The following is a 21,157-nucleotide window of genomic DNA, read 5'->3' as shown; positions in this document are numbered from 1 at the left end:
CTACTTGCGGGTGGAGTAGGCGAACGCGAGCGCGCCCAGCTTCGCGCGGGTGAGCGATCCACCCTGCACCACGTCGCGGATGGTGCGCAGCGCGAACGCCGGACCCTGCACGAGCATCGTCGTCACGACGGACGACTCCCAGGCCGCGAGCTCATCCCGAATCTTCTCCGGCGGGCCGATGAGGGCGATCTCTTCGACGAGGCGCGTGGGCACCGCGGCGATCGCCTCCTCCTTGCGACCGGCGAGGTACAGCTCCTGGATGCGGTCGCAGTCGTCCGAGTAGCCGAGCCGGTCGATCACGTTGCGGTGGAAGTTGGCGCCCTTGGCCCCCATGCCGCCCACGTACAGCGCGATGATCGGCCGCACCATGTCTGCGGCCGCCTCCACCGACGGGTGCGGGATGACGGCCAGCTGCACGGCGACCTCGAACTGCGAGGGATCCGACAAGAGCGGTGACCGCAGCGCGAAGCCGTTGGCGAGGTAGCCGGCGAACTCGTCATTGGCCCGCGGCGAGAACAGGAACGGCAGCCAGCCGTCGGCGATCTCCGCGGCCAGTGCCACGTTCTTCGGCCCCTCTGCCGCGAGATAGATGGGCAGGTTGGCGCGGAGCGGGTGAACCGTCGAGCGCAGCGGTTTGCCGAGGCCCGTTGCATCCTCGCCCGTATAGGGCAGCGGGTAGTGCGGACCGGTCGCACTCACCGTGCTCTCGCGACGCAGCACGTCGCGCACGATCGACACGTACTCGCGAGTGCGGGCGAGCGGCTTGGGGTACGGCTGGCCGTACCAGCCCTCGACGACCTGCGGTCCTGATGCACCGAGACCGAGGATGACACGGCCCCCCGACAGGTGATCGAGGGTCAGAGCGGCCATCGCCGTCGCGGCCGGGGTTCGAGCGGAGAGCTGCGCGATGCCCGTGCCGAGCCGGATGCGGCGCGTGTGCGACCCCCACCAGGCCAGCGGGGTGAAGGCGTCTGATCCGTAGGCCTCCGCGGTCCACACCGACTCGAAGCCGAGGCGCTCGGCCGTGCGCACGGCCTTCAGCGCCCCTCGCGGTGGTCCCTGCTTCCAGTACCCCGTTGCATAACCGATCCGCATACGGTCAGTCTGCCGCTAACTTGCGGGCGACACGCCGAGAATATAAGCTTTCTCCTTGGTGTGTGAGAAATCCCACGCCCCACGTACGCAGCCGGCTCGTTTACGAAGCGGTGGTCGCGTGCCGACAAGTGACCTTGGGTGAAGCATTCGCTTCACGGTAACCAGACTAGGAGTACGCCCATGGCAGCAACATGCCAGGTGACCGGAGCCATTCCCGGCTTCGGACACAACATTTCGCACTCGCACCGACGCACCAAGCGTCGTTTCGACCCGAACATCCAGAAGAAGACGTACTACGTACCGTCTCTGCGCCGCAACGTCACGTTGCAGCTTTCCGCAAAGGGCATCAAGGTTATTGACGCCCGTGGCATCGAGTCTGTCGTCAAGGACATCCTCGCTCGTGGGGTGAAGATCTAATGGCTAAAGCACAGGACATCCGTCCGATCATCAAGCTCCGCTCGACGGCCGGAACCGGTTACACCTACGTGACCAAGAAGAACCGTCGTAACAACCCCGACCGCCTCGTGCTGAAGAAGTACGACCCGGTGGTTCGCAAGCACGTTGAATTCCGCGAGGAGCGCTAAGAATGGCCAAGAAGAGCAAGATTGCCAAGAACGAGCAGCGCAAGGTCATCGTGGCGCGTTACGCCACGAAGCGCCTTGAACTGAAGAAGGCACTCGTCGACCCCGCCGGAACCGACGAGTCGCGTGAAGCAGCTCGCCTCGGTCTCCAGAAGCTTCCGCGCAACGCTTCGCCGGTCCGCGTTCGCGGCCGCGACGCGATTGACGGACGCCCCCGTGGTTTCCTCAGCCAGTTCGGTGTTTCCCGTGTTCGCTTCCGCGATATGGCACACCGTGGAGAATTGCCCGGAATTACCAAGTCAAGCTGGTAGATTGCAGGCGGTTACTTAGGTCTCGGCCCGAGTAACTACATCAATGCACAAGGTCCGAGGAGGACACATGGCTGACAAGTCACTAAACCGTACTGAGCTCGTCGCGGCAATCGCAGCAGAGTCTGGCCAGACCCAGGCTGCTGTAAACACCGTCGTCGACGCCCTTTTCAACATCGTCTCCACGAACGTGGCCGATGGCGTAAAGGTCGCGATCCCGGGCTGGCTCTCGTTCGAGCGTTCGCACCGCGACGCCCGCACGGGTCGCAACCCGCAGACCGGTGAGGCTATCCAGATCAAGGCGAGCTACGGCGTGAAGGTCAGCGCCGGCTCGAAGCTCAAGGCCGCGGCCAAGGGCTAATCCAGCTACAAGCATCGAGAGGGCGCCGACCATGTTGTCGGCGCCCTTTTGTGTGCCCGGGGGCAGGATGACGTTCCTCACAGCTGCTGACGCTTAGGCTGGGTGGGTGCCACGACTCGTCCGCATAGTGGGGCCAGCGGCCCTGCTCTTCGTCGCACTCGTTTCCGCGATCATCGCCCTCAACTTCGGCGGGGCCGCGAAGCCCGAGCTGATCGCCGACGTGGGTCCGGTCGTGCGCTTCGGACTTCCGCTCGCCAAGCTGCTCGTGAACATCGGTGCCGCCGGAACGATCGGCGCCCTGGCCCTCGCCGCCTTCGCCCTCGACGCGAAGAAGCCCGAGTATGGCGCGGCTCTCGACGTGGCCGCGGCTTCTGCGGCGGCGTGGGCCGTTGCATCCGGAGCCACCGGCTTCTTCACCTTCCTCTTCGCCTACCAGCAGCCGATCACCCTCGACGACCGTTTCGGCTCGCTGCTCGCCACCTACCTGACCACGCAGGAGTCCGGCCAGGCCTGGCTCACCACCACTCTGATTGCGGCGGCGCTCACCGTGCTGTGCTTCGCGGTGCGCAACCACTCGCTCGTGCTGGTCATGACGATCGCCGCCGTGTTGGGCCTGATCCCCATGGGGCTGCAGGGCCACGCCGGCAATACCGCCAACCACGACGCGGCAACCTCGGCCATCTGGCTGCACCTCGTCTTCGCCGCGATCTGGCTCGGCGGACTGCTCACCATGGCGCTCACCCAGCGCACCCTCGAGTCCGGCCGGCTCGGTATCGTGCTGCAGCGCTACTCGTCTCTTGCGATCGTCTGCTTCGTGGTCGTCGCAATCTCGGGCTACGTGAGCGCCGAGATCCGCGTCGGCACCCTCGACAACCTCCTCACCCCCTACGGCCTGCTCGTGCTGACGAAGACCGCGGCCCTCATCGCGCTCGGACTGTTCGGCCTCGCCCAGCGCCGCTTCGTCATCGAGAGGATGCAACGCCCCGGCGCCCACGAGAAGCGCTGGTTCTGGTGGCTCATCACGGCTGAGCTCGCGTTCATGGGGATCGCCTCCGGCGTCGCTGCGGCACTCGCACGCACGGCGACGCCCCAGGCTGAGACGCCGGCGAACACCACCCAGAACCCGACGCCGGCCGAGTTCCTCACCGGGTCTCCCCTGCCGCCGCCGATCTCGACGGCCAACCTCTTCACCATCTGGAACTTCGACCTCATTTGGCTGCTGGTCTGTGGCTTCGCGCTGTTCTTCTACCTCGCCGCGGTCTGGCGCCTGAAGAAGCGCGGCGACGCCTGGCCGGTGCTGCGCACCGTGTCGTGGGTTGCCGGAATTCTCGTGCTGTTCTACGTGACCAACGGTGGCGTCAACGCGTACGAGAAGTACCTGTTCAGTGCGCACATGCTCGCGCACATGGTTATCGGCATGGTCGTGCCGGTGCTGCTCGTACCCGGCGCCCCCATCACCCTCGCGCTGCGCGCGATCCGCAAGCGCACCGACGGCAGCCGCGGCGGGCGCGAGTGGCTGCTGCTCATCACCCACTCCCGCTACTTCGCGGTCATCGGCAACCCGGTCGTCGCAGCGGTGCTCTTCGCAGGCTCCCTCTGGGTGTTCTACTACTCCCCGCTCTTCCGCTGGGCGACGGTGGACCACGTAGGCCACCAGTGGATGATCGTGCACTTCCTTGCCGTCGGCTATCTGTTCACCCAGTCGCTCATCGGCATCGATCCGCAGCCGAACCGTCCGTCGTATCCGATCCGCCTGCTTGTGCTGCTCGCGACGATGGCGTTCCACGCCTTCTTCGGCCTCGCACTGATGACCGGAACAGGACTGCTGCTCGCCGACTGGTACGGCGCGATGGGCTGGGGCACCAGCGCCCTCGCCGACCAGCAGGCCGGTGGCGGAATCGCGTGGAGCGTAGGGGAGATCCCGACAGTCGCGCTCGCGATCGCCGTCGCGATCATGTGGTCGCGCAGCGATGAACGGGAGTCGAAGCGCTACGACCGCAAGGCCGAGCGCGACGGCGACGCGGAGCTCGAGGAGTACAACGCGATGCTCGCCAAGCGCTCGGGCAAGAACTAGCCCGCTTCGGTGAGCACGATCCGGCCGTCCACGAAAGTGATGGTGTACTCGGCCGTGAACGGCACGTCGTCGTCGAACGTCGAGAGGGTGCCGTCGAAGAGCGAGCGCACGGGAACGCGCAGGTGTGCGGTGCCGGGGGCGAAGGGCATCCGCCACTCACCGGCGATCTCGCCGGGTTCGATCTCAACCTCGGGGTAGTCCACGATGGACCACTTCGGGTCACCGTCGATGCGGTTGGACACCGGCTGGCCAAAGGGGCAGCCCGTGGGCATCAGGATCTTCTGGGTGGCACAGTCGTCGAGCGCTGTGGCGAGATCGGCCTGCACCTGTTCGACAAAGGTCGCATTCGCCTGCACGTCGATCGCGACGTCGGCGATCGAGCCCAGGGTTGTGACCTCGGTGCTGACCGGCTTCGCGGCGAGATAGGTTGACTCGTGGCCGAGCTCGTAGACGCCGGGCGCGAAGACGAGGAGACCGGATGCGGCTCCCGCGCCGGACGGCGACACAAGTTCGAGCCCGTTCGCCTCGAACCTGTCGTCGTGCAGCACCGACACCGAAAGCGTGCTGAGCGGGCTCGCGACGAAGCGCCAGGTTGGGAACAGCCCGAAGCGTGTGCCGGTCTGCATGACCGTGAACTCGGTGCGACCCTCCGCTTTGGCCGCCCCGAGCGTGTAGTCGAACACCACCGTTCGGGTTCCACCGGCGCCGGCAGTGTCGCGCACGAGGCTGATGCCGCCCAGCCTGCCCATTGCGTCGTCGGTGAGCAGGGCATCCGCACCCTGCGTCGTGGTGCGCACACCCGGCACATCGAGGGCTGCCGCGCTGTCCCGGTTCTCGAGTGCCTCGAGGTAGCCGCGCACGAACCCGCTCGCGCTGTAGAGCTGCGTGTTGAGCGTGAGAACCGCGCCGCCGAAGCCGAGCACCAGGAGCCCGAGGCCGACGAGCCAGGGGATCAGGTCGCGGCGCATGACTGCAATCCTAGAACGAGCCCCCGCGCCCGAAGGCACGAGGGCTCGCTCGAGCAGAACGCTTCTAGCAGTTCTGGTAGACGTAGCCGCTTGTGCCCGAGGGCACCACGTCACGGTCGCGCAGAATGATCGAGTGGATCGCCCCGCGGTCGAAGCACGCCCACTGGTACACCGTCTTGGTCACGCCGTTGCGGGTGACGTTCGGGTTTTCGTCGGTGTACTCGATCTCGTAGAGCAGGTTGCCGTACGCGCTGTACGCGGGGCACTCGTTGTAGCGCTCGCACTCCTCGGCGATCGCGAAGTCGAAGCCCTGTGCGGGGCTCACGGTGTTCACGAACGTCTTGCCGGTGGTGCCGTACGCGTCGCTCGCGTTCTTCTGCGCGATGGCGAGACCGACCGAATGGGTGTACGGGATGACGAGCTTCAGGTACTCCTTGTTCTGCGCGGGCGTGATGAGGCCGGTCGAGCGCAGGTCGGAGTCCAGGTTGTCGGGCTCGATCGCCTGGAAGCCGCCGTTCGCCGCGTTCTTGCAGGCGAGGATCCAGGGCTTCTGGATCTCGAGCAGCGCGGCACGGTTGGCTGCGGTGCGCACGTCGAAGATGGCCTCGTTCCAGTCGACGTCGACGATGACCTGCCCGGCGCTGTTCTTGAGCAGCAGGTTCGAGTGGTTGTTCTTCCACCACTGGGTCGTGCCGTAGTTGGGGTTGGTCACCGACTCGTCGGGAGCATCCGGCTGGGTCTGCATGAGGTTCACGTAGCAGACGTTGTACTTGCCGGCCACGGGTACCGCCGTGCGGTCACGCGAGACGATGTCGACACCGGAGGACGGAGTGTAGATGCCGCCCAGCTGGTAGTCGAACTGGTCGTTGGCGAGGGGCAGCGTGTAGCCGGCCGGGGGAGTTGTGCCCGCAGCCGTTGTGGCGGTGACGGCCGAGCTCGCCGCCGAACTGTTGCCCGCGGCATCCCGTGCCTTGATCGTGAAGGAGAAGGCGGTGGACGCTGCAAGTCCGCTGATCGTCGCAGTGGTGTTGGTCACCGTGGCGACCGGCGTGGTGCCACCGTTCTGGAAGACCTGATAGCCGGTCACACCGACATTGTCCGTGGATGCCGCCCACGCGAGTGACACCGACGACGAGGTCGGGGTGCCGCTCACCGTGAGTCCCGCGGGCACGCTCGGTGCCGTGCTGTCGGCGGGCGGCGCGGTGCCGCTCGTGACGGTGACGGCCTCGTAGTCGAGGTTCGCGCTGTCGGACGTGTTGTTGGCGGCGACGCGCACGCGGATCGCTCCCGTGGAAGAGACGAGGCCGCTCGTCGAGGTCGGGCTCGCGAAGGTCAGCGCCTTCCACGATCCCCAGCTGGGGGCGGTCGCGTTGGTGCCGACGGTGGTCCACGCTGCGGTGTTCCAGTTGTAGAGAGCCCAGGTCCAGGTCTGGTTCGCCGTCGACGGCCCCTTGTAGTTGACGGCGACGGAGATGCCGGTCACGCTCGACGGGGTCACGGTCGAGGGCAGTGCGTAGGTGCGGTAGCCGGAGTAGGCGGCGGAACCGGACGGGGAGAGTTCGACGTACTTGGCCCAGGTGTCCTGGGTGCCGGTCTGGTCCTTCACGGCGAGTGCGCTGTAGGTCTGGCCGCTGCCGACGACGCCAGCGGTGGTGGTGAGGCCGGTCGGTGCGAGCACCGTCGTGGCGGCCATGGCGGGGGAGGCGCCGACGAGTATGCCGGCGATGACGGTGGTGAGGGCGACGCCGATGGCCGACACACGCAGCATCGGTGATCGGCGCTGCGGGGGATCCTTGATCACGGGGGAACTCCTTTCGAGCCCCACGGTGTGGCGCTCTGGGTTGTTACCGCGTAACCGTAGAGATGGGCCTGTCTGCCCGTCAACGAACGCGCAGCCGAACTGATGCAATGCGCAATCGGAGTGATCATTAGCCGCTGTGGATGACCGCCGCAAGCGGCCGCGGGAACGGCTAGATTGGTCGGAATGAAGTGTGCATCGGCGGGGCGAGAGTGAACGGCCCCTCGCTCGCACCCGAGCAGCAAGCCGTCTTCGACGCGATCGAGACGACGCGCGAACACATCTTCGTCACCGGCCGTGCCGGCACCGGTAAATCGACGCTGCTCAACCACCTCTCGTGGAACACCTCGAAGCAGGTCGTCATCTGCGCGCCGACCGGGGTCGCCGCCCTCAACGTCGGCGGCCAGACGATCCACTCGCTGTTCCGCCTGCCGATCGGGGTCATCGCCGACCACGAGATCGAGCAGAGCCGCGAGCTCATCAAACTGCTCAACACGATCGACACCCTGGTGATCGACGAGGTCTCGATGGTGAACGCCGACCTGCTCGACGCGGTCGACCGCAGCCTGCGCCAGGCCCGCCAGCGCCCGCTCGAGTCGTTCGGCGGTGTGCAGGTCGTACTGTTCGGCGACCCCTACCAGCTCGCTCCCGTGCCCGGTGACGGTGACGAGCGCGCCTACTTCGACGACCAGTACGACTCGATGTGGTTCTTCGACGCCCGGGTGTGGAAGTCGGCCGACCTCGTCATCTACGAGCTCTCGACCATCCACCGCCAGCACGAGGACGAGTTCAAGGCCATGCTCAACGCCGTGCGCCACGGCCGGGTCACGGCCGAGATCGCCGGACGCCTCAACGAGACCGGAGCGCGCACCCCGCCGACGGACGGCGCAATCACCCTCGCCACCACGAACGTCGCGGTCAACCGCATCAACAACAGTGAGCTCGCGCGCCTGCCCGGCCGGGTGCTCACGGCCCGCGCGGAGATCAGCGGCGAGTTCGGCGGCCGCGCCTACCCCGCCGAAGAGGCGCTCGAACTCAAGGTCGGCGCGCAGGTCATGTTCCTGCGCAACGATTCCGCGCAGGATGGCGGCATGCGCTGGGTCAACGGATCCGTCGGCACCGTCACCAAGATCGCGTCAACGGTGTTCGTCGAGCTCGACGGCTTCGAGCACGAGGTGCAGCCCGCCGTGTGGGAGAAGTACCGCTACTCCTACTCGGCAGCGACCCGGCAGCTCAAGAAGGACATCGTCGCCGAATTCACGCAGTTTCCGTTGCGCCTCGCGTGGGGCGTGACCATCCACAAGTCGCAGGGCAAGACCTACGACCGGGCGATCGTCGACCTCGGCCAACGGTCCTTCGCTCCCGGGCAGACCTATGTGGCTCTGAGCCGCATCACGGCGCTCGAGGGGCTGTTCCTCACGCGACCGCTGCGTCCGAGCGACATCATCGTCGACGAGGCGGTTCGCCGCTTTATGTCGCGCGCGACACCGATCCCCGCGATCGAGGCCTAGCCGTCAGGTATTAGGCAACGGCCGCCGACGCCTTGGCGTCGGCCAGGTCGACGAACAGCTCGGTGTTGAAGCGGTACGCGATCATGACCTCGTCGATGACGCGCTCGCGCTCGGCGTCATCCCAGTCCACCGCGTCGAGCTGGTCTCGGTAGGTCTCCTTGAATTCCTTCGGCTTGGCGATCTGGTCGAACAGGTAGAAACCCACACCGTTGGTCTCGAAGCCGAACTGGCGCTGCATCAGGGTGCGGATGATCTGGCCGCCGGAGAGGTCGCCGAGGTAGCGGGTGTAGTGGTGGGCGATGAACCCACCGCTCCAGGTCGCGGCGGTGGAGTGGATGCGCTCGACGTAGCGCGCGGTGGTCGGGAGCGGGGCGATCTGGTCGCGCCATCCCGAACCGAGAAGGAACTCGAGGTCTGCCTCGAGGGCGGGAAGGCGGATCAGCTGCGGGCTGATGAACGCCGCCGCAACCGCGTCATCGGCCATAGCGGCTGTCGCGGCCTCGAGAGCCTCGTAGATGAAGAAGTGCTGGGCGACGAGGGCGATGTAGTCGTCGCGCGAGCCCTTGCCGGTCATGAGGTCGTCCATAAACGATGCACCCTCGCTGGCACTGTGGCCGCTGCGCGTGCGCTCGCGGAGTGCTTGGGAAAACGGAATGACTTCAGGCACGGCGGGCTCCGGAGGTTAGGGAACCCTTAGCTTAGCGGAGCGAGGTAACGGCGCGGTTAAATAAGGTACCGGTCGCACCGAGCTGGGTGGTGCGACCGGCACGTGCGATTCCCCCGGCCTAGTGGCCGCCGTGTTCGCTGTCTTCGACGACGACGCCGTGCTGGCCGTGCGGCTGCGCGTACTGGCCGGCTTCCGTCGCGGCAAGGGCCGGCGTCGTGAGGCCGGCGACGACGAGTGCGCCGACGAACAGGCCGAGCAGGTACTTGCCGGCCGACGGAGCGGGGGGAGCGGTCTGCTCTCCCGTGTTTTCGCGACGGATGTGCACGGCGAGTACACCGGCGGCGAAGAGCTCGAGCACCGCGGCGATGGCGAGGGGGAGGAAGCGAAGCGGCTCGGCGATCGCTGAGTCAGAGGACTCGACGGCCACGAGCAGCACGATGCTCCACAAAACTATGGGCACCACGGCGCCGGCGAGGGCGAGGCGCGGTGCGAGTAGGCGGATGCCGGCCATGGCCGCGACACCCCAGACCAGCTCGGTCAGACCCACGAGCGTGAGCACGATGCCCACCGGAAGAGGAGAGCTGACGACCAGGGCCAGGTGGATCAGGGCAGTGCCGACCGCGGCGAACGCGAGCCAGGTGCGGGTGATCTGTGACATGGTCTGTCTCCTCTTCCGATGGGCTTCTGTGAGGCAGTCGTTAGACGGTTGCCGTGCGAGCGGACTTGTCGGCACCGAGGCCAACAGCGAGCAGTACAGCGGCGCTCGCGAAGTGCAGCACGTTGTCCGCGCCGTTCAGCGCGAGGATGTTGATGGCCGAGTCGAGAATGAAGAGGCCGAGAACACCGAGCAGCAGGTACGCGGCACCGACGATCGTGTTGGTGGTGCGGGCCGCCTTGACGTTCGCGAGACCCGAGAACAGCAGCGCGGCACCGATCAGAAGGTGGGCCACGTTGTGGAACGGGTTCACCTCGAAGATGCCGAGCAGCAGGCCACCCTCGGTGGCGAAGATGCCGACACCGTTGGTGAAGAAGAATCCGAGGACTCCGACGAGAAGGTAAACCGCGCCGAAAACGACTCCCAGCAGGCGGTTCGGGGACTTGGTCATGATGTTTCCTCCTAGCACGACGAGCCCAACGCCCGACGAATTACGAGGTATTCGGAACTGGGAGCCAGCTGGATTGCCGTTTCTGAGAAAAACCTGACCGACTAGTGCGGGCGCGGTGTGATTCCGAGGCGTTCGCAGGCCGCGTCGTAGAGCACAACGATCTCGCGGCGGATCTCCGGGCGCTCACTGATCGGGTTCGTCCACAGGAGAGTGAGGGGGATCTCGCTGCCGTCCAGCGTGTACACCCAGGTGCCGCCGTTCTCGTCGAGGGTCGTCATGACGGAGGCCGTGGCATCCGTGTGACCGAAGGCCTGGGCGATGAGCAGGCTGTCCTCCGGGTGGTCGTCGTTCATGTGGTGGAGCACGGCGGACACGACTGACTTTTCGAAAACGGGCACGGGTTCCAATTTACCCGAGGTGGTCCTGCAGAAAGCTCGCGGTGCGCGCGAAGGCGAGGGCCGCCGCGCGGGTGTCCACCTTCGGGATCGATGCGTTGGCGAAGCCGTGCACCGTGCCGATGTAGTTGTGCTCGGTGACGGGGGTGCCGTCCTCCTTCAGCCGGGATACGAAGGCGGCGGGGTCGGCGCCCGCATCCCACTGGTCGGTTTCTGCGAAGTGCAGAAGCACCGGGTTCGGGATGACGCCCTGCTCCGCGGGGCCGAGCGTCGCGTAGTAGGCGACCACGGCATCCACCTCGCCCCGCTGCGCGTACTGCAGCGCGAGCCAGCCGCCCATGGACGAGCCGACAGCACCCACCTTCTGCGAGCCTTCGGTCCGGGATGCCTGCACAATTTCATCGAGGATGGCCAGACTCGGCGCGACCTCAAGTTCGCTGCGCAGCACGGCAGCCTGTTCCTCGCTGGTGGCGCACCATCCGCCGTACAGGTCGGGGACCGCAACCCGGAAGCCGGCGTGAACGAGCCCATTGGCGTAGCCCTCGAGCCAGGGCAGGCGGCCGTGCCAGTCGTGCAGCACGATGACGAGCGGGTCGCCGGGGGTGCCGTAGTAGAGCGGAACACCGGGGGAGGGCACGGGCACGAGGTCGACCATGGTGTTGATGCTAGCTGTTGCGAGTGATCGCGGCCGGTGGAGCGGATGACGGGAATCGAACCCGCGCTATCAGCTTGGGAAGCTGAAGTTCTGCCATTGAACTACATCCGCGAACGTGCGCTTCGATTGTAGCGAGGCGCGCCCCGCTCGTTCAGTAGTCTGTTCGCATGCTGCTTTCAGACAGGGACATCAAGGCCGAGCTGGCCGCCGGACGCATCGGCCTCGAGCCTCTCGACCTGGAGATGGTGCAGCCGTCGAGCATCGACGTTCGGCTCGACCGGTTCTTCCGTCTGTTCGACAACCACAAATACCCCTTCATCGATCCGGCCGAAGACCAGCCCGATCTCACCCATCTGGTCGAGACGGCACCCGACCAGCCGTTCATCCTGCACCCGGGCGAGTTCGTGCTCGGCAGCACCTACGAACTGGTCACGTTGCCCGACGACATCGCCGCCCGCCTCGAAGGCAAGAGCTCACTCGGACGCCTCGGCCTGCTCACGCACTCCACCGCCGGCTTCGTCGACCCCGGCTTCAGCGGCCACGTGACCCTCGAACTGTCGAACGTCGCCACCCTGCCGATCAAGCTGTGGCCCGGAATGAAGATCGGGCAGCTCTGCTTCATCAAGACCAGCTCGCCCGTCGAGAACGCCTACGGCACCGGCCCCTACGGATCCCGTTACCAGGGACAACGCGGACCCACGGCGAGCCGCAGCTTCCAGAACTTTCACCGCACCGACGTCTCCGTCACCGACCTCGGCGCACCGGGCAACTAGTACGAAGAAGCCACACCGGTCACCACGAGGCCGGCCTCTTCCTCGAGGATCGCGCGCGTGCCGGACAGGCCGAGCCGCGTGGCTCCGGCCTCGATCATGGCGCGCGCGTCCTCAATGGTGCGGATGCCGCCGCTCGCCTTCACGCCCAGCTTGCCGTCGACCGTGGCCGCCATCAGCGAGACGGCATGCACGGTCGCGCCACCGGCCGGGTGGAACCCCGTCGACGTCTTCACGAAGTCGGCACCCGCGGCGACCGAGGCGAGCGTGGCGCCGACGATCTCCTCGTCGGTCAGCGCGGCCGACTCGATGATCACCTTGAGAATTCGAGGGGCCGGGATGACGCCGCGCACCGCACGCACATCCGCCTCGATCAGGTCGAAGCGTCCGGCCTTCGCCGCACCCAGGTCGATGACCATGTCGACCTCGTCCGCACCGAGCGCGATCGACTCGGCGGCCTCGGCCGTCTTGCTCGCGGTGGTGTGCTTGCCGCTCGGGAATCCGCAGACGACCGCGAGTTTGAGCCCGCTGCCCTCGGGGATGCTCACGGGCAGCATGGCCGGTGAGATGCAGACCGAGTAGACGCCCAGCTCGAGGGCTTCGGCGATAAGAGCCGTGACATCCTCAGCGGTCGTATCGGGCTTGAGGAGCGTGTGATCGACGAGGGGCGCGATGAGGGAGGACATAAAAAACCTGACGAGAGTAGCGAGCAGAGAACGCGGGCAACTCTGACCACTCACTACAGGCTACTCGCCGAGCTGCTCCAGCTGCCAGACGAGCCACGGGCTGAAGGCGAACGGGGCGGCCGCCGCCGCGGTGAGAAGGGCGGACGGCTCGAGCCACTCCCACTCGGAAACCTCTGCCGGGTTGGCGACCGGGTCGGCGGAGGTCGTCGCGCGGTACACAGGGCAGATCTCGTTCTCGACGATGCCCGAGGCATCGACCGCGCGGTAGCGGAAGTCGGGCAGCACGAGCTCGATGTTCTCGAGCCGCAGGCCGAGCTCGAACGCGGCGCGGCGGGCGATGGCGTCGACCTGCGCTTCGCCGGGTGCCGGATGACCGCAGAACGAGTTCGTCCACACCCCCGGCCAGGTGAGTTTGGAGAGCGCGCGGCGGGTGACGAGCACCCGCCCATCCGCACCGTAGACGTGACAGGAGAAGGCGAGATGGAGAGCCGTGTTCTCGGTGTGCACGGACACTTTGTCTGCGGTGCCGACGGGAGTGCCGTCATCCGCTACGAGCACGACCTGCTCGGCTGTCGTAGTGGTCAACGCGGTATCCTGACTGGGTGAGTGGTTCCGACGTTTTGGCCGTATCCGAGGAGCGGCAGGCCAAGGTCGATGTGGTGCTCGAACGCTTCTTCAGCCTAGCCAAAAACCGCGCCTCGGCCTTCGGTCCCGAGTACGTTCACCTCTGGGAGACACTCGAGAGCAACACCACGGGCGGCAAGCGGTTCAGGCCGCGTATGGTGTTCGCCGCGTACGAGGCCCTGGGCGGCGAGGACTTCGAGGCCGCCGCCTACATCGGCGCGGCATTCGAGCTGCTGCACACCGCTCTCATCGTTCACGACGACGTGATCGACAACGATTTCGTTCGCCGCGGTGTCGCGAACATCTCCGGCGCCTACCGCGATCTGGCCACGGCGCGCGGAAGCGACGAAAAGGCCGCACAACACAGGGGAATCTCAGCCGCCGTCATTGCGGGCGATCTCGCCCTGTTCAACTCGTACCGCCTCATCGATCGCAGCGGGGTCGCCGACAACGTGCGCTCGCGTCTCATCGAGGTGATGGATGACGCGCTCTTCGCCTCGGCGGCCGGGGAACTCATCGACGTCGACTTCGCAACGGCACCCGAGATGCCAAGGGTCGACGACATCCTCACCATGGAGCGCCTGAAGACTGCCGTCTACTCCTTCGAGTGCCCGCTCCAGGCCGGGGCGATCCTCGCCGGCGCGAGCGAAGAGGTCGTGGCGACCCTCGGCGACTTCGGCCGCGAGATCGGCATCGCCTACCAGCTCGTTGATGACCTGCTCGGGGTGTTCGGCCTCGAGGCCGAGACCGGAAAGACAACGCTCGGCGACCTGCGCGAGGGCAAGCGCACGGTCATGATCTCCTACGCGACCAGCACCGCCGAGTGGGATTCCATCGAACCCCTGATCGGCAAGCACGACCTGACCGAGGAGGAGGCCGCGTCGGTTCGCGCCGTGCTCACCTCGTGCGGTGCTCGCTCCTTCGCCGAGGGTCTCGCCCGCTACTACGGCAACCGTGCGCTCGCGCGTCTCGCCGAGCCGCACATCCCGCCGGCCCTGCGGGTCGAGCTGCACCCCGTCGCCGACGCCGTTCTCGGCCGAGTCAAGTGAGCGCGCGACTGCACCTGTACGACCGGGTGGCCGAGGAGACGGCGAGCGTCGTCATCCGCCGATACTCGACGTCGTTCGGGCTCGCGTCGAAGCTGCTCGGTTCGGGTGTGCGCCAGCACGTCGAAAACATTTACGCCCTTGTGCGCGTGGCCGATGAGGTGGTGGATGGCGCGGCTGTCGAAGCCGGACTCGACACCGTCGGAGCGGCTCGCCAACTCAACGAGCTCGAGGTCGAGGTCGAACGAGCCCTCGAATCCGGATTCAGCACGAACCTCGTCGTTCACGCCTTCGCCCTGACCGCGCGCGAGTCGGGCTTCGGCGCCGAGTACACCCGGCCCTTCTTCGAGTCGATGCGCACCGACCTCAGCGAGACCGAGCACGACCAGGAGAGCTTCGACCGGTACGTGTACGGGTCCGCCGAGGTCGTGGGTCTTATGTGCCTGCGGTCGTTCCTGCTCGGGGTGCCCGTCACGACCGCTGAGCGCGACCGATTCGAGCACGGCGCCCGTGCGCTGGGGGCCGCGTTCCAGAAGGTCAACTTCCTTCGGGATCTCGCAGCCGACTTCGACACCCTCGGCCGCAGCTACTTTCCGGGGGTCAGCGTCGAGTCGTTCACCGAGGCCGACAAGGTGCGTCTGCTCGACGACATCGACGCCGACCTGCGCACCTCTGCTGCGGTTGTGCCCGACCTGCCGCCGACGAGTCGCAAGGCAGTTGCGCTCGCGCAGGGACTATTCGCCGAACTCTCGGTACGCTTGCGGGCGACACCCGCAGATCGACTCCGCCGCACGCGCGTGCGAGTCCCCAATCCTGTCAAGGCACGAATAGCCGCCGCAGCAGCCCTCGGAAGGACCCCTCGAGCATGAGCCGCGTAGTCATCATCGGAGGCGGCATCAGTGGCCTCGCGTCCGCTGCGCTGCTCGCCCGCGAAGGCCACAGCGTTCGGGTCTTCGAGGGGCGCCCCGAGCTCGGCGGTCGCGCGGGACTGTGGGAGAGCGACGGCTTCCGGTTCGACACCGGCCCCTCGTGGTACCTCATGCCCGAGGTCTTCGACCACTTCTACAAACTGCTCGGCACCTCGGCGGAGCAGCAGCTCTCACTGGTAACCCTCGATCCCGGTTACCGGGTCTACTTCGAGGGAGCGGACGAGCCGATCGACATCGCGGCCAATCGCGAGGAGAACGTCGACCTCTTCGAATCCATCGAACGCGGTGCCGGCGCGAAGCTCGAGAAGTATCTCGACTCGGCCAAGTCGACCTACGACCTGGCCAAACGCAAGTTCCTCTACACGAGCTTCGCCGACCTGCGACCGATCGCGACCGGCGAGGTGCTCGCTCAGGGCGGAACCTTCGCGCGTCTGCTGCTGCGCCCGCTCTCCCGTCTCGTCGCGCGCACGGTCAAGGACCTGCGCCTGCGCCAGATCCTCGGGTTCCCCGCGGTGTTCCTCGGCTCCTCGCCCAAGCTGACGCCGAGCATGTACCACCTGATGAGCCACCTCGACCTGGCGGACGGGGTGCTGTACCCGATGGGTGGCTTCAGCCGTGTTATCCAGAGCATCGAGAATCTGGCTCGCGCGGAGGGCGTGGAGATCGTCACCAACGCCGCCGTCACCCGCATCGTCGTCGAAGGACGCACCACGACCGGCATCGAGTACACGGTCGGAACCGGCATCTCCGAGTTCGCCGAGGCGGACGTCGTGGTCTCGGCAGCTGACCTGCACCACACGGAGACCCAGCTGCTCAAGGAGCCGGAACAGCGCACGTACCCGGAGGAGTACTGGTACACCCGCGTGCCCGGCCCGAGCGCGCTGCTGCTCTACCTGGGTGTGGACGGGGAGATCCCTGAGCTAGAGCACCACACGCTGCTCTTCGCGCGCGAGTGGGACAAGGGTTTCGACGCGATCTTCGGCGAGAACTCCTCGGTGCCCGATCCCGCATCGCTCTACATCTGCAAGCCGAGCGGTGTTGATCCGGATGTCGCGCCCGCAGGCTCCACGAACCTCTTCGTCCTCGTGCCGATCCCGGCCGATCCCACGATCGGGCGCGGAGATGTCGACGGCGACGGGGATACCCGCATCGAGGTGCTCGCCGACAAGGTGATCGCGCAGATCGCCGCCTGGACCGGCATCGAGGATCTCGCCTCCCGCATCACCGTGCGCCGCACCGTCGGGCCCGGCAACTTCGCGGACGACCTCAACGCCTGGCGCGGCACCGCGCTGGGCCCCGCGCACACGCTCAAGCAGAGCGCGTTCTTCCGGGCGGGCAACAAGTCGAAGAAGGTCGACGGTCTGTACTACGTCGGCGGATCCACGATCCCCGGCATCGGACTGCCGATGTGCCTGATCAGTGCCGAGGTGCTGCTCAAGCGCCTGCGCGGAGACACCACGACGGAGCCGCTGCCCGAGCCTCTCGTACGCACGGTCGAGGATGAGCCGGTCGACCCGGTCGCTGAGCTTGTCGAAGCGCCGGTCGCTGAGACCGCCGAACGCCCCGAGGCATCCAACGCTCCGGCTCCCGCCCCGAAGAAGAAGTCCGCCCCTCGCAAGCCCGCGGCCAAGAAGCTCCCCACGAGCAAGTAGTGCAGTTTCTCTACCTGCTCGCGCTGCTCATCGCCCTCACCGGAATGGTGCTGCTCGATCGCCGGTTCACGCTGTTCTTCTGGCGCTCGCCGTGGCGCGCGGCACTCGTGCTGGCTGCAGGCATCGTGTTCTTCGTCGTCTGGGACCTCTTCGGCATCGGCCTCGGCATCTTCTTCCGCGGCGAGACGGAGTTCATGACCGGGCTGCAGGTCGCACCGGAGCTGCCGGTCGAGGAGCTGTTCTTCCTCAGCCTGCTCGGCTACCTGACGATGAACCTCTACACCGGCGTCGAACGCTGGCGTTCCGCGCGAGGAGCCGAGCGCGCATGACCTACTGGATGCTCAACGCCGTGTTCCTCGCCGTCGTCGCCGCGGTCGTTGTCGCCGTGCTGCTCGAGCGACGCAGCCCGCGCTGGACGTCCGTCGCCGTCGTGCTCGTCGTTGTGCTGCTGATGACCGCGCTGTTCGACAACATCATGATCGGAGTCGGCCTGGTCGGCTACGACGAGTCCCGCATCAGCGGAGCGCTCGTCGGAATCGCTCCCCTCGAGGACTTCGCCTACGCGGTGGCCGCCGTAGTACTCCTGCCAACGCTGTGGGCGCTGCTCGCCAAGCGGCCGAGCGCCGTCGAGCGCGCGGAGAGCGCTGGCCCCGGGGGCACCGATGCTTAGAACGCTCTTCGTCTCGTCCCGCCCGCTGAGCTGGATCAACACGGCCTTCCCCTTCGCCGCCGCCTACTTCCTGGCGACGCGCGAGATCGACCTGACGCTTGTGCTCGGCACGCTTTACTTCCTCGTGCCCTACAACCTCGCGATGTACGGCATCAACGACGTGTTCGACTACGAGTCCGACCTGCGGAACCCGCGCAAGGGCGGCGTTGAAGGTGCCCTGCTCGCGCCGAGCATGCATCGGCCGACGCTCATCTCGGCGGCGGTCACCAATATCCCATTCCTCGCCTATTTGGTTGTGGTCGGTAGTCCTCTCTCCTGGCTGGTGCTCGCGATCAGCGTGTTCGCCGTGATCGCCTACTCGGCGAAGGGCCTGCGCTTAAAGGAGCGGCCGTTCATCGATTCGCTCACCTCGAGCACGCATTTCGTCTCCCCGGCAATCTACGGACTTGTGCTCGCCGGCGCGGCCTTCACGCCCCAACTGTGGATGGTGCTCGCAGCCTTCTTCCTGTGGGGGATCGGATCGCACGCCTTCGGCGCCGTGCAGGACGTGATCGCCGACCGCGAAGCACACATCGCGTCCATCGCGACAGTCATTGGCGCCCGCGCGACGGTGCGGGTCTCGGTCATCGCCTACCTGCTCGCAGGTGTTCTGCTGCTGTTCAGCGAGTGGCCCGGCCCGCTCGCGGCCGTGCTCGCGCTGCCCTATGCGATCAGCTGCGGCATGTATTGGAACATCACCGATGACGACGCCGAGAGCGCCAACCGCGGCTGGAAGAGATTCCTCTGGCTCAACTTCGTCACCGGATTCCTCGTGACGATGCTGCTCATCTGGTGGGCCCTGATCGCCTAACGCTCCGCCGGACGGTACGCCGTCACGACGGCCGCGCCGCCGAGTCCGATGTTGTGCTGCAGCGCGACCTTGGCCCCACGAACCTGGCGCGCCTCTGCCGTTCCGCGCAACTGCCAGGTCAGCTCGGCGCACTGCGCGAGCCCCGTCGCCCCGAGCGGGTGCCCCTTCGAGATCAGTCCGCCCGATGGGTTCACCACCCATCGTCCGCCGTAGGTGGTGTCACCCGAATCCACGAGGTGGTGGCCCTCGCCGATCTCGGCGAGACCGAGAGCCTCATAGGTGATGAGCTCGTTGGCCGAGAAGCAGTCGTGCAACTCGATCACGTCGACATCCTGTGCCGTCAGCCCGGCCTGGGCGTATACGGCCTCAGCGGCCTTGCGGGTCATGTCGGCGCCGACGATGTCGATGGTCGAACCCGTCTCGAAACTCGCGCGCATGTCGGTGACCATCGCCTGGCCGACGATCTCCACGGCCTGGGCCGCGAGCCCGTGGCGCTCCACGAAGGCCTCGCTCACGACGATCGCGGCGGCCGAGCCGTCGGACGTCGGTGAGCACTGCAGCCGCGTGAGTCCCATGGGCTCGTAGATCATCTTGTCGGCCTCGACTTCGGCGAGCGAATACTCCCGCTGAAACTGCGCGTACGGATTGCCCACCGAGTGCCGGTGATTCTTCTCGGCGATGCGGGCGAAGTGCTCGGGAGTCGAGCCGTAGCGCTCCATGTGCTCCACGCCGGCGGATCCGAACATCCACGCGGCCGGCGGGAAGGCGGGCGGGGAGGAGAGGGCGAGCGCATCCATGTGACGCTGCAGCGGGGGCTCGCGATCGCCGAAGCTGTCGAGCGAGATCGAGCCCGCCTTCATCTTCTCGAAGCCGAGCGCGAGCACGCAGTCCGCCAGCCCGCCCCGGATCGAGCGGGCGGCCAGGTAGAGTGCCGTCGAGCCGGTCGAACAATTGTTGTTGACGTTCGTGATCGGGATGCCGGTCATCCCGAGCTCGTAGACCGCACGCTCTCCGGCCGTCGATTCGCCATACACGTACCCGACGAACGCTTCCTCGACCTGCTCGAACTCGATGCCCGCGTCGAGAAGCGCCATCGTTCCCGACTCGCGCGCCATGTCCGGGTAATCCCAGTTCTCGCGGCGTCCGGGCTTCTCGAACTTCGTCAGCCCGACCCCGACCACGAAGACACGGTTCATCGCTTGGGCACCCGAACGATGAGCGCGTCGCCCTGTCCTCCGCCCCCGCAGAGTGCTGCGGCGCCGATGCCGCCGCCACGACGCTGCAGTTCGAGGGCGAGGTGCAGCACGATCCGCGCGCCCGACATGCCGATGGGATGACCTACCGCGATGGCTCCGCCGTTCACGTTGACGCGCTCGGGGTCGATGCCGAGCTGCGCGGTCGAGGCGAGGCCGACCGCCGCGAAGGCTTCGTTGATCTCGATGAGGTCGAGGTCTGAGGGCGTGATTCCCTCCCGCTCGCAGGCGAGGGCTATCGCGTTGGCCGGTTGGGCCTGCAGGCTCGAGTCCGGGCCGGCGACCATGCCGTGCGCGCCGATCTCGGCGAGCCACTCGAGGCCGAGCTCTTCGGCGCGATCGCGATCCATGATCACGAGGGCGCACGCGCCGTCGGAGATGGGCGAAGCGTTGCCGGCGGTGATCGTGCCGTCCGGGCGGAAAGCGGGGGCGAGCTTGCCGAGCGCTTCGACGGAGGTCGGGCGCAGGCCCTCATCCCGCGCCACGATGACGGCGTCGCCGCGCCGCTGCGCAACCGACACCGGCACGACCTCGGCGTCGAAGACACCCGCATCCCAGCCGGCGGCCGCGCGTTCGTGCGAGCGGACGGCGAACGCATCCTGAGCAGCACGCGTGAGCGGCTGCGAATCGTTGGTCCGCTCGGTGAGCAGGCCCATCGCCTCGGTCGTGAAGGAGTCCTGCAGCCCGTCGATCGCCATGTGGTCGACCATGGTCACGTCACCGAACTTCGTGCCGGTGCGCGAGCCCGGCAACAGGTGCGGAGCACGCGACATCGACTCCTGCCCGCCGGCGACGATGGTCGTGAAGTCGCCGGTTCGGATGAACTGGTCGGCGAGGATCACCGCCTGAATGCCCGAGAGGCAGACCTTGCTGATGGTCGTAGACGGAACGGACATCGGGATGCCCGCTGCCGCCGCGGCCTGCCGGGCGGGAAGCTGCCCGGCTCCCGCCGTGAGCACCTGACCCATGATCACGTAGTCCACGGCATCGGGCGCGACCGCGGATCGCTCCAGTGCGGCCGCGATCGCGATCCCGCCGAGGTCCGACCCGCTCAGGGTCGACAGGCCTCCGAGGAAGCGTCCGATCGGCGTGCGTGCTCCGGCGACGATGACTGAACTCGACATTGAGAATCCTTCTGCTGGGCGATGCGCCTTCTCA

25 protein-coding genes and 1 tRNA gene are annotated in these 21,157 nt (G+C 66.8%); 13 read left to right on the top strand and 13 right to left on the bottom strand.

From position 1 onward, the window contains the following. Window positions 1–1,095: an LLM class F420-dependent oxidoreductase gene (locus tag EYE40_RS12320; protein ID WP_130982221.1), complete on the bottom strand. Its 1,095-nt coding sequence runs from the start codon at window positions 1,093–1,095 to the stop codon at window positions 1–3. A gap of 180 nt (window positions 1,096–1,275) precedes the next feature. Here EYE40_RS12320 and rpmB point away from each other — a divergent pair, with 180 nt between their 5' ends. The 5 genes from rpmB (at window position 1,276) to EYE40_RS12295 (ending at window position 4,419) form a co-directional block, all read left to right on the top strand. Then, entirely contained in the window at window positions 1,276–1,512 is a 237-nt protein-coding gene (gene rpmB, locus EYE40_RS12315; protein ID WP_130982220.1) for a 50S ribosomal protein L28, read from the top strand. Then, a complete protein-coding gene (rpmG, locus tag EYE40_RS12310) occupies window positions 1,512–1,679 on the top strand; it encodes a 50S ribosomal protein L33 (RefSeq protein ID WP_090711641.1) in 168 nt (55 codons plus the stop codon). The genes rpmB and rpmG overlap by 1 nt, the downstream gene beginning before the upstream one ends. 2 nt (window positions 1,680–1,681) lie before the next feature. Next, window positions 1,682–1,987: a 30S ribosomal protein S14 gene (rpsN, locus tag EYE40_RS12305; protein WP_130982219.1), complete on the top strand. Its 306-nt coding sequence runs from the start codon at window positions 1,682–1,684 to the stop codon at window positions 1,985–1,987. 67 nt (window positions 1,988–2,054) lie between these two features. Continuing rightward, a complete protein-coding gene (locus tag EYE40_RS12300; protein WP_130982218.1) occupies window positions 2,055–2,345 on the top strand; it encodes an HU family DNA-binding protein in 291 nt (96 codons plus the stop codon). Between the two features lie 106 nt (window positions 2,346–2,451). Further along, on the top strand, window positions 2,452–4,419 hold the full coding sequence (locus EYE40_RS12295; protein WP_204742247.1) for a bifunctional copper resistance protein CopD/cytochrome c oxidase assembly protein: 1,968 nt from the start codon (window positions 2,452–2,454) through the stop codon (window positions 4,417–4,419). Here the strand turns inward: EYE40_RS12295 and EYE40_RS12290 are convergent. Both EYE40_RS12290 and EYE40_RS12285 read right to left on the bottom strand, forming a co-directional pair. Beyond that, entirely contained in the window at window positions 4,416–5,387 is a 972-nt protein-coding gene (locus tag EYE40_RS12290) for a hypothetical protein (protein WP_130982217.1), read from the bottom strand. The two genes, EYE40_RS12295 and EYE40_RS12290, sit on opposite strands and share 4 nt — an antisense overlap. Window positions 5,388–5,451: 64 nt before the next feature. Continuing rightward, complete coding sequence (locus EYE40_RS12285) at window positions 5,452–7,188, bottom strand: endo alpha-1,4 polygalactosaminidase (protein WP_130982216.1); 1,737 nt, start codon at window positions 7,186–7,188, stop codon at window positions 5,452–5,454. A 209-nt stretch (window positions 7,189–7,397) separates the two neighbouring features. Here EYE40_RS12285 and EYE40_RS12280 point away from each other — a divergent pair, with 209 nt between their 5' ends. Continuing rightward, a complete protein-coding gene (locus EYE40_RS12280; RefSeq protein WP_130982215.1) occupies window positions 7,398–8,696 on the top strand; it encodes an ATP-dependent DNA helicase in 1,299 nt (432 codons plus the stop codon). 10 nt (window positions 8,697–8,706) lie between these two features. Here the strand turns inward: EYE40_RS12280 and EYE40_RS12275 are convergent, their stop codons facing one another. The 6 genes from EYE40_RS12275 to EYE40_RS12250 all read right to left on the bottom strand — a co-directional run bounded on the left by EYE40_RS12275 (window position 8,707) and on the right by EYE40_RS12250 (window position 11,630). Continuing rightward, on the bottom strand, window positions 8,707–9,363 hold the full coding sequence (locus EYE40_RS12275) for a biliverdin-producing heme oxygenase (RefSeq protein WP_130982214.1): 657 nt from the start codon (window positions 9,361–9,363) through the stop codon (window positions 8,707–8,709). A 118-nt stretch (window positions 9,364–9,481) separates the two neighbouring features. Then, window positions 9,482–10,021 carry a hypothetical protein gene (locus EYE40_RS12270; protein WP_130982213.1) on the bottom strand — a complete coding sequence of 180 codons (540 nt, stop codon included), beginning with the start codon at window positions 10,019–10,021 and terminating at the stop codon, window positions 9,482–9,484. A 40-nt stretch (window positions 10,022–10,061) separates the two neighbouring features. Next, window positions 10,062–10,469 carry a DUF4383 domain-containing protein gene (locus EYE40_RS12265; RefSeq protein ID WP_130982212.1) on the bottom strand — a complete coding sequence of 136 codons (408 nt, stop codon included), beginning with the start codon at window positions 10,467–10,469 and terminating at the stop codon, window positions 10,062–10,064. 101 nt (window positions 10,470–10,570) lie between these two features. Beyond that, entirely contained in the window at window positions 10,571–10,867 is a 297-nt protein-coding gene (locus tag EYE40_RS12260) for a DUF2470 domain-containing protein (protein WP_240034809.1), read from the bottom strand. Between the two features lie 10 nt (window positions 10,868–10,877). Then, entirely contained in the window at window positions 10,878–11,519 is a 642-nt protein-coding gene (locus tag EYE40_RS12255; protein WP_130982211.1) for a dienelactone hydrolase family protein, read from the bottom strand. Between the two features lie 37 nt (window positions 11,520–11,556). Then, a tRNA-Gly gene (locus EYE40_RS12250) sits at window positions 11,557–11,630 on the bottom strand. A gap of 56 nt (window positions 11,631–11,686) precedes the next feature. Here EYE40_RS12250 and dcd point away from each other — a divergent pair. After that, window positions 11,687–12,292, top strand: coding sequence for a dCTP deaminase (gene dcd / locus EYE40_RS12245; RefSeq protein ID WP_130982210.1), 606 nt, complete (start codon window positions 11,687–11,689; stop codon window positions 12,290–12,292). Here the strand turns inward: dcd and deoC are convergent. Continuing rightward, window positions 12,289–12,975: a deoxyribose-phosphate aldolase gene (gene deoC, locus EYE40_RS12240; protein WP_130982209.1), complete on the bottom strand. Its 687-nt coding sequence runs from the start codon at window positions 12,973–12,975 to the stop codon at window positions 12,289–12,291. The two genes, dcd and deoC, sit on opposite strands and share 4 nt — an antisense overlap. Before the next feature lie 60 nt (window positions 12,976–13,035). Further along, window positions 13,036–13,560 (bottom strand): isopentenyl-diphosphate Delta-isomerase, encoded by a 525-nt coding sequence (idi, locus tag EYE40_RS12235; RefSeq protein WP_130982208.1) that lies wholly within the window; start codon window positions 13,558–13,560, stop codon window positions 13,036–13,038. 17 nt (window positions 13,561–13,577) lie between these two features. Between idi and EYE40_RS12230 the strand changes: the two genes are divergently transcribed. Genes EYE40_RS12230 through EYE40_RS12210 form a run of 6 tightly spaced genes read left to right on the top strand, consistent with a single transcriptional unit; the run spans window position 13,578 to window position 18,746 of the window. Next, window positions 13,578–14,648: a polyprenyl synthetase family protein gene (locus EYE40_RS12230; protein ID WP_240034808.1), complete on the top strand. Its 1,071-nt coding sequence runs from the start codon at window positions 13,578–13,580 to the stop codon at window positions 14,646–14,648. Next, window positions 14,645–15,514 (top strand): phytoene/squalene synthase family protein, encoded by an 870-nt coding sequence (locus EYE40_RS15520; RefSeq protein ID WP_193554510.1) that lies wholly within the window; start codon window positions 14,645–14,647, stop codon window positions 15,512–15,514. Before EYE40_RS12230 ends, EYE40_RS15520 begins: the two co-directional genes overlap by 4 nt. Further along, complete coding sequence (gene crtI, locus EYE40_RS12225; protein WP_193554509.1) at window positions 15,511–17,226, top strand: phytoene desaturase family protein; 1,716 nt, start codon at window positions 15,511–15,513, stop codon at window positions 17,224–17,226. Before EYE40_RS15520 ends, crtI begins: the two co-directional genes overlap by 4 nt. Further along, complete coding sequence (locus tag EYE40_RS12220) at window positions 17,226–17,555, top strand: lycopene cyclase domain-containing protein (RefSeq protein ID WP_130982207.1); 330 nt, start codon at window positions 17,226–17,228, stop codon at window positions 17,553–17,555. Before crtI ends, EYE40_RS12220 begins: the two co-directional genes overlap by 1 nt. Continuing rightward, on the top strand, window positions 17,552–17,896 hold the full coding sequence (locus tag EYE40_RS12215) for a lycopene cyclase domain-containing protein (RefSeq protein ID WP_130982206.1): 345 nt from the start codon (window positions 17,552–17,554) through the stop codon (window positions 17,894–17,896). Before EYE40_RS12220 ends, EYE40_RS12215 begins: the two co-directional genes overlap by 4 nt. Beyond that, window positions 17,889–18,746, top strand: a complete 858-nt coding sequence (locus tag EYE40_RS12210; RefSeq protein ID WP_130982205.1) for a prenyltransferase — start codon at window positions 17,889–17,891, stop codon at window positions 18,744–18,746. Before EYE40_RS12215 ends, EYE40_RS12210 begins: the two co-directional genes overlap by 8 nt. Here EYE40_RS12210 and EYE40_RS12205 read toward each other — a convergent pair. After that, the gene (locus EYE40_RS12205; RefSeq protein ID WP_130982204.1) at window positions 18,743–19,942 is read right to left on the bottom strand and encodes a lipid-transfer protein; all 1,200 of its coding nucleotides are present in this window, start codon (window positions 19,940–19,942) and stop codon (window positions 18,743–18,745) included. The genes EYE40_RS12210 and EYE40_RS12205 overlap by 4 nt on opposite strands. Then, complete coding sequence (locus EYE40_RS12200; protein ID WP_130982203.1) at window positions 19,939–21,123, bottom strand: acetyl-CoA C-acetyltransferase; 1,185 nt, start codon at window positions 21,121–21,123, stop codon at window positions 19,939–19,941. The genes EYE40_RS12205 and EYE40_RS12200 overlap by 4 nt, the downstream gene beginning before the upstream one ends. Window positions 21,124–21,157 lie beyond the last annotated feature (34 nt).

The organism is Glaciihabitans arcticus, assembly GCF_004310685.1.
Lineage (GTDB): Bacteria > Actinomycetota > Actinomycetes > Actinomycetales > Microbacteriaceae > Conyzicola > Conyzicola arctica.
This window is presented reverse-complemented; position numbering and strand designations above follow the sequence as displayed.

Bases quoted from the DNA above. Each gene is read 5' to 3' on its own strand.
- EYE40_RS12320 (WP_130982221.1), bottom strand. From the start codon at position 1,095: ATGCGGATCGGTTATGCAACGGGGTACTGGAAGCAGGGACCACCGCGA.
- rpmB (WP_130982220.1), top strand. From the start codon at position 1,276: ATGGCAGCAACATGCCAGGTGACCGGAGCCATTCCCGGCTTCGGACAC.
- rpmG (WP_090711641.1), top strand. From the start codon at position 1,512: ATGGCTAAAGCACAGGACATCCGTCCGATCATCAAGCTCCGCTCGACG.
- rpsN (WP_130982219.1), top strand. From the start codon at position 1,682: ATGGCCAAGAAGAGCAAGATTGCCAAGAACGAGCAGCGCAAGGTCATC.
- EYE40_RS12300 (WP_130982218.1), top strand. From the start codon at position 2,055: ATGGCTGACAAGTCACTAAACCGTACTGAGCTCGTCGCGGCAATCGCA.
- EYE40_RS12290 (WP_130982217.1), bottom strand. From the start codon at position 5,387: ATGCGCCGCGACCTGATCCCCTGGCTCGTCGGCCTCGGGCTCCTGGTG.
- EYE40_RS12270 (WP_130982213.1), bottom strand. From the start codon at position 10,021: ATGTCACAGATCACCCGCACCTGGCTCGCGTTCGCCGCGGTCGGCACT.
- EYE40_RS12265 (WP_130982212.1), bottom strand. From the start codon at position 10,469: ATGACCAAGTCCCCGAACCGCCTGCTGGGAGTCGTTTTCGGCGCGGTT.
- EYE40_RS12255 (WP_130982211.1), bottom strand. From the start codon at position 11,519: ATGGTCGACCTCGTGCCCGTGCCCTCCCCCGGTGTTCCGCTCTACTAC.
- dcd (WP_130982210.1), top strand. From the start codon at position 11,687: ATGCTGCTTTCAGACAGGGACATCAAGGCCGAGCTGGCCGCCGGACGC.
- deoC (WP_130982209.1), bottom strand. From the start codon at position 12,975: ATGTCCTCCCTCATCGCGCCCCTCGTCGATCACACGCTCCTCAAGCCC.
- crtI (WP_193554509.1), top strand. From the start codon at position 15,511: ATGAGCCGCGTAGTCATCATCGGAGGCGGCATCAGTGGCCTCGCGTCC.
- EYE40_RS12215 (WP_130982206.1), top strand. From the start codon at position 17,552: ATGACCTACTGGATGCTCAACGCCGTGTTCCTCGCCGTCGTCGCCGCG.
- EYE40_RS12210 (WP_130982205.1), top strand. From the start codon at position 17,889: ATGCTTAGAACGCTCTTCGTCTCGTCCCGCCCGCTGAGCTGGATCAAC.
- EYE40_RS12205 (WP_130982204.1), bottom strand. From the start codon at position 19,942: ATGAACCGTGTCTTCGTGGTCGGGGTCGGGCTGACGAAGTTCGAGAAG.
- EYE40_RS12200 (WP_130982203.1), bottom strand. From the start codon at position 21,123: ATGTCGAGTTCAGTCATCGTCGCCGGAGCACGCACGCCGATCGGACGC.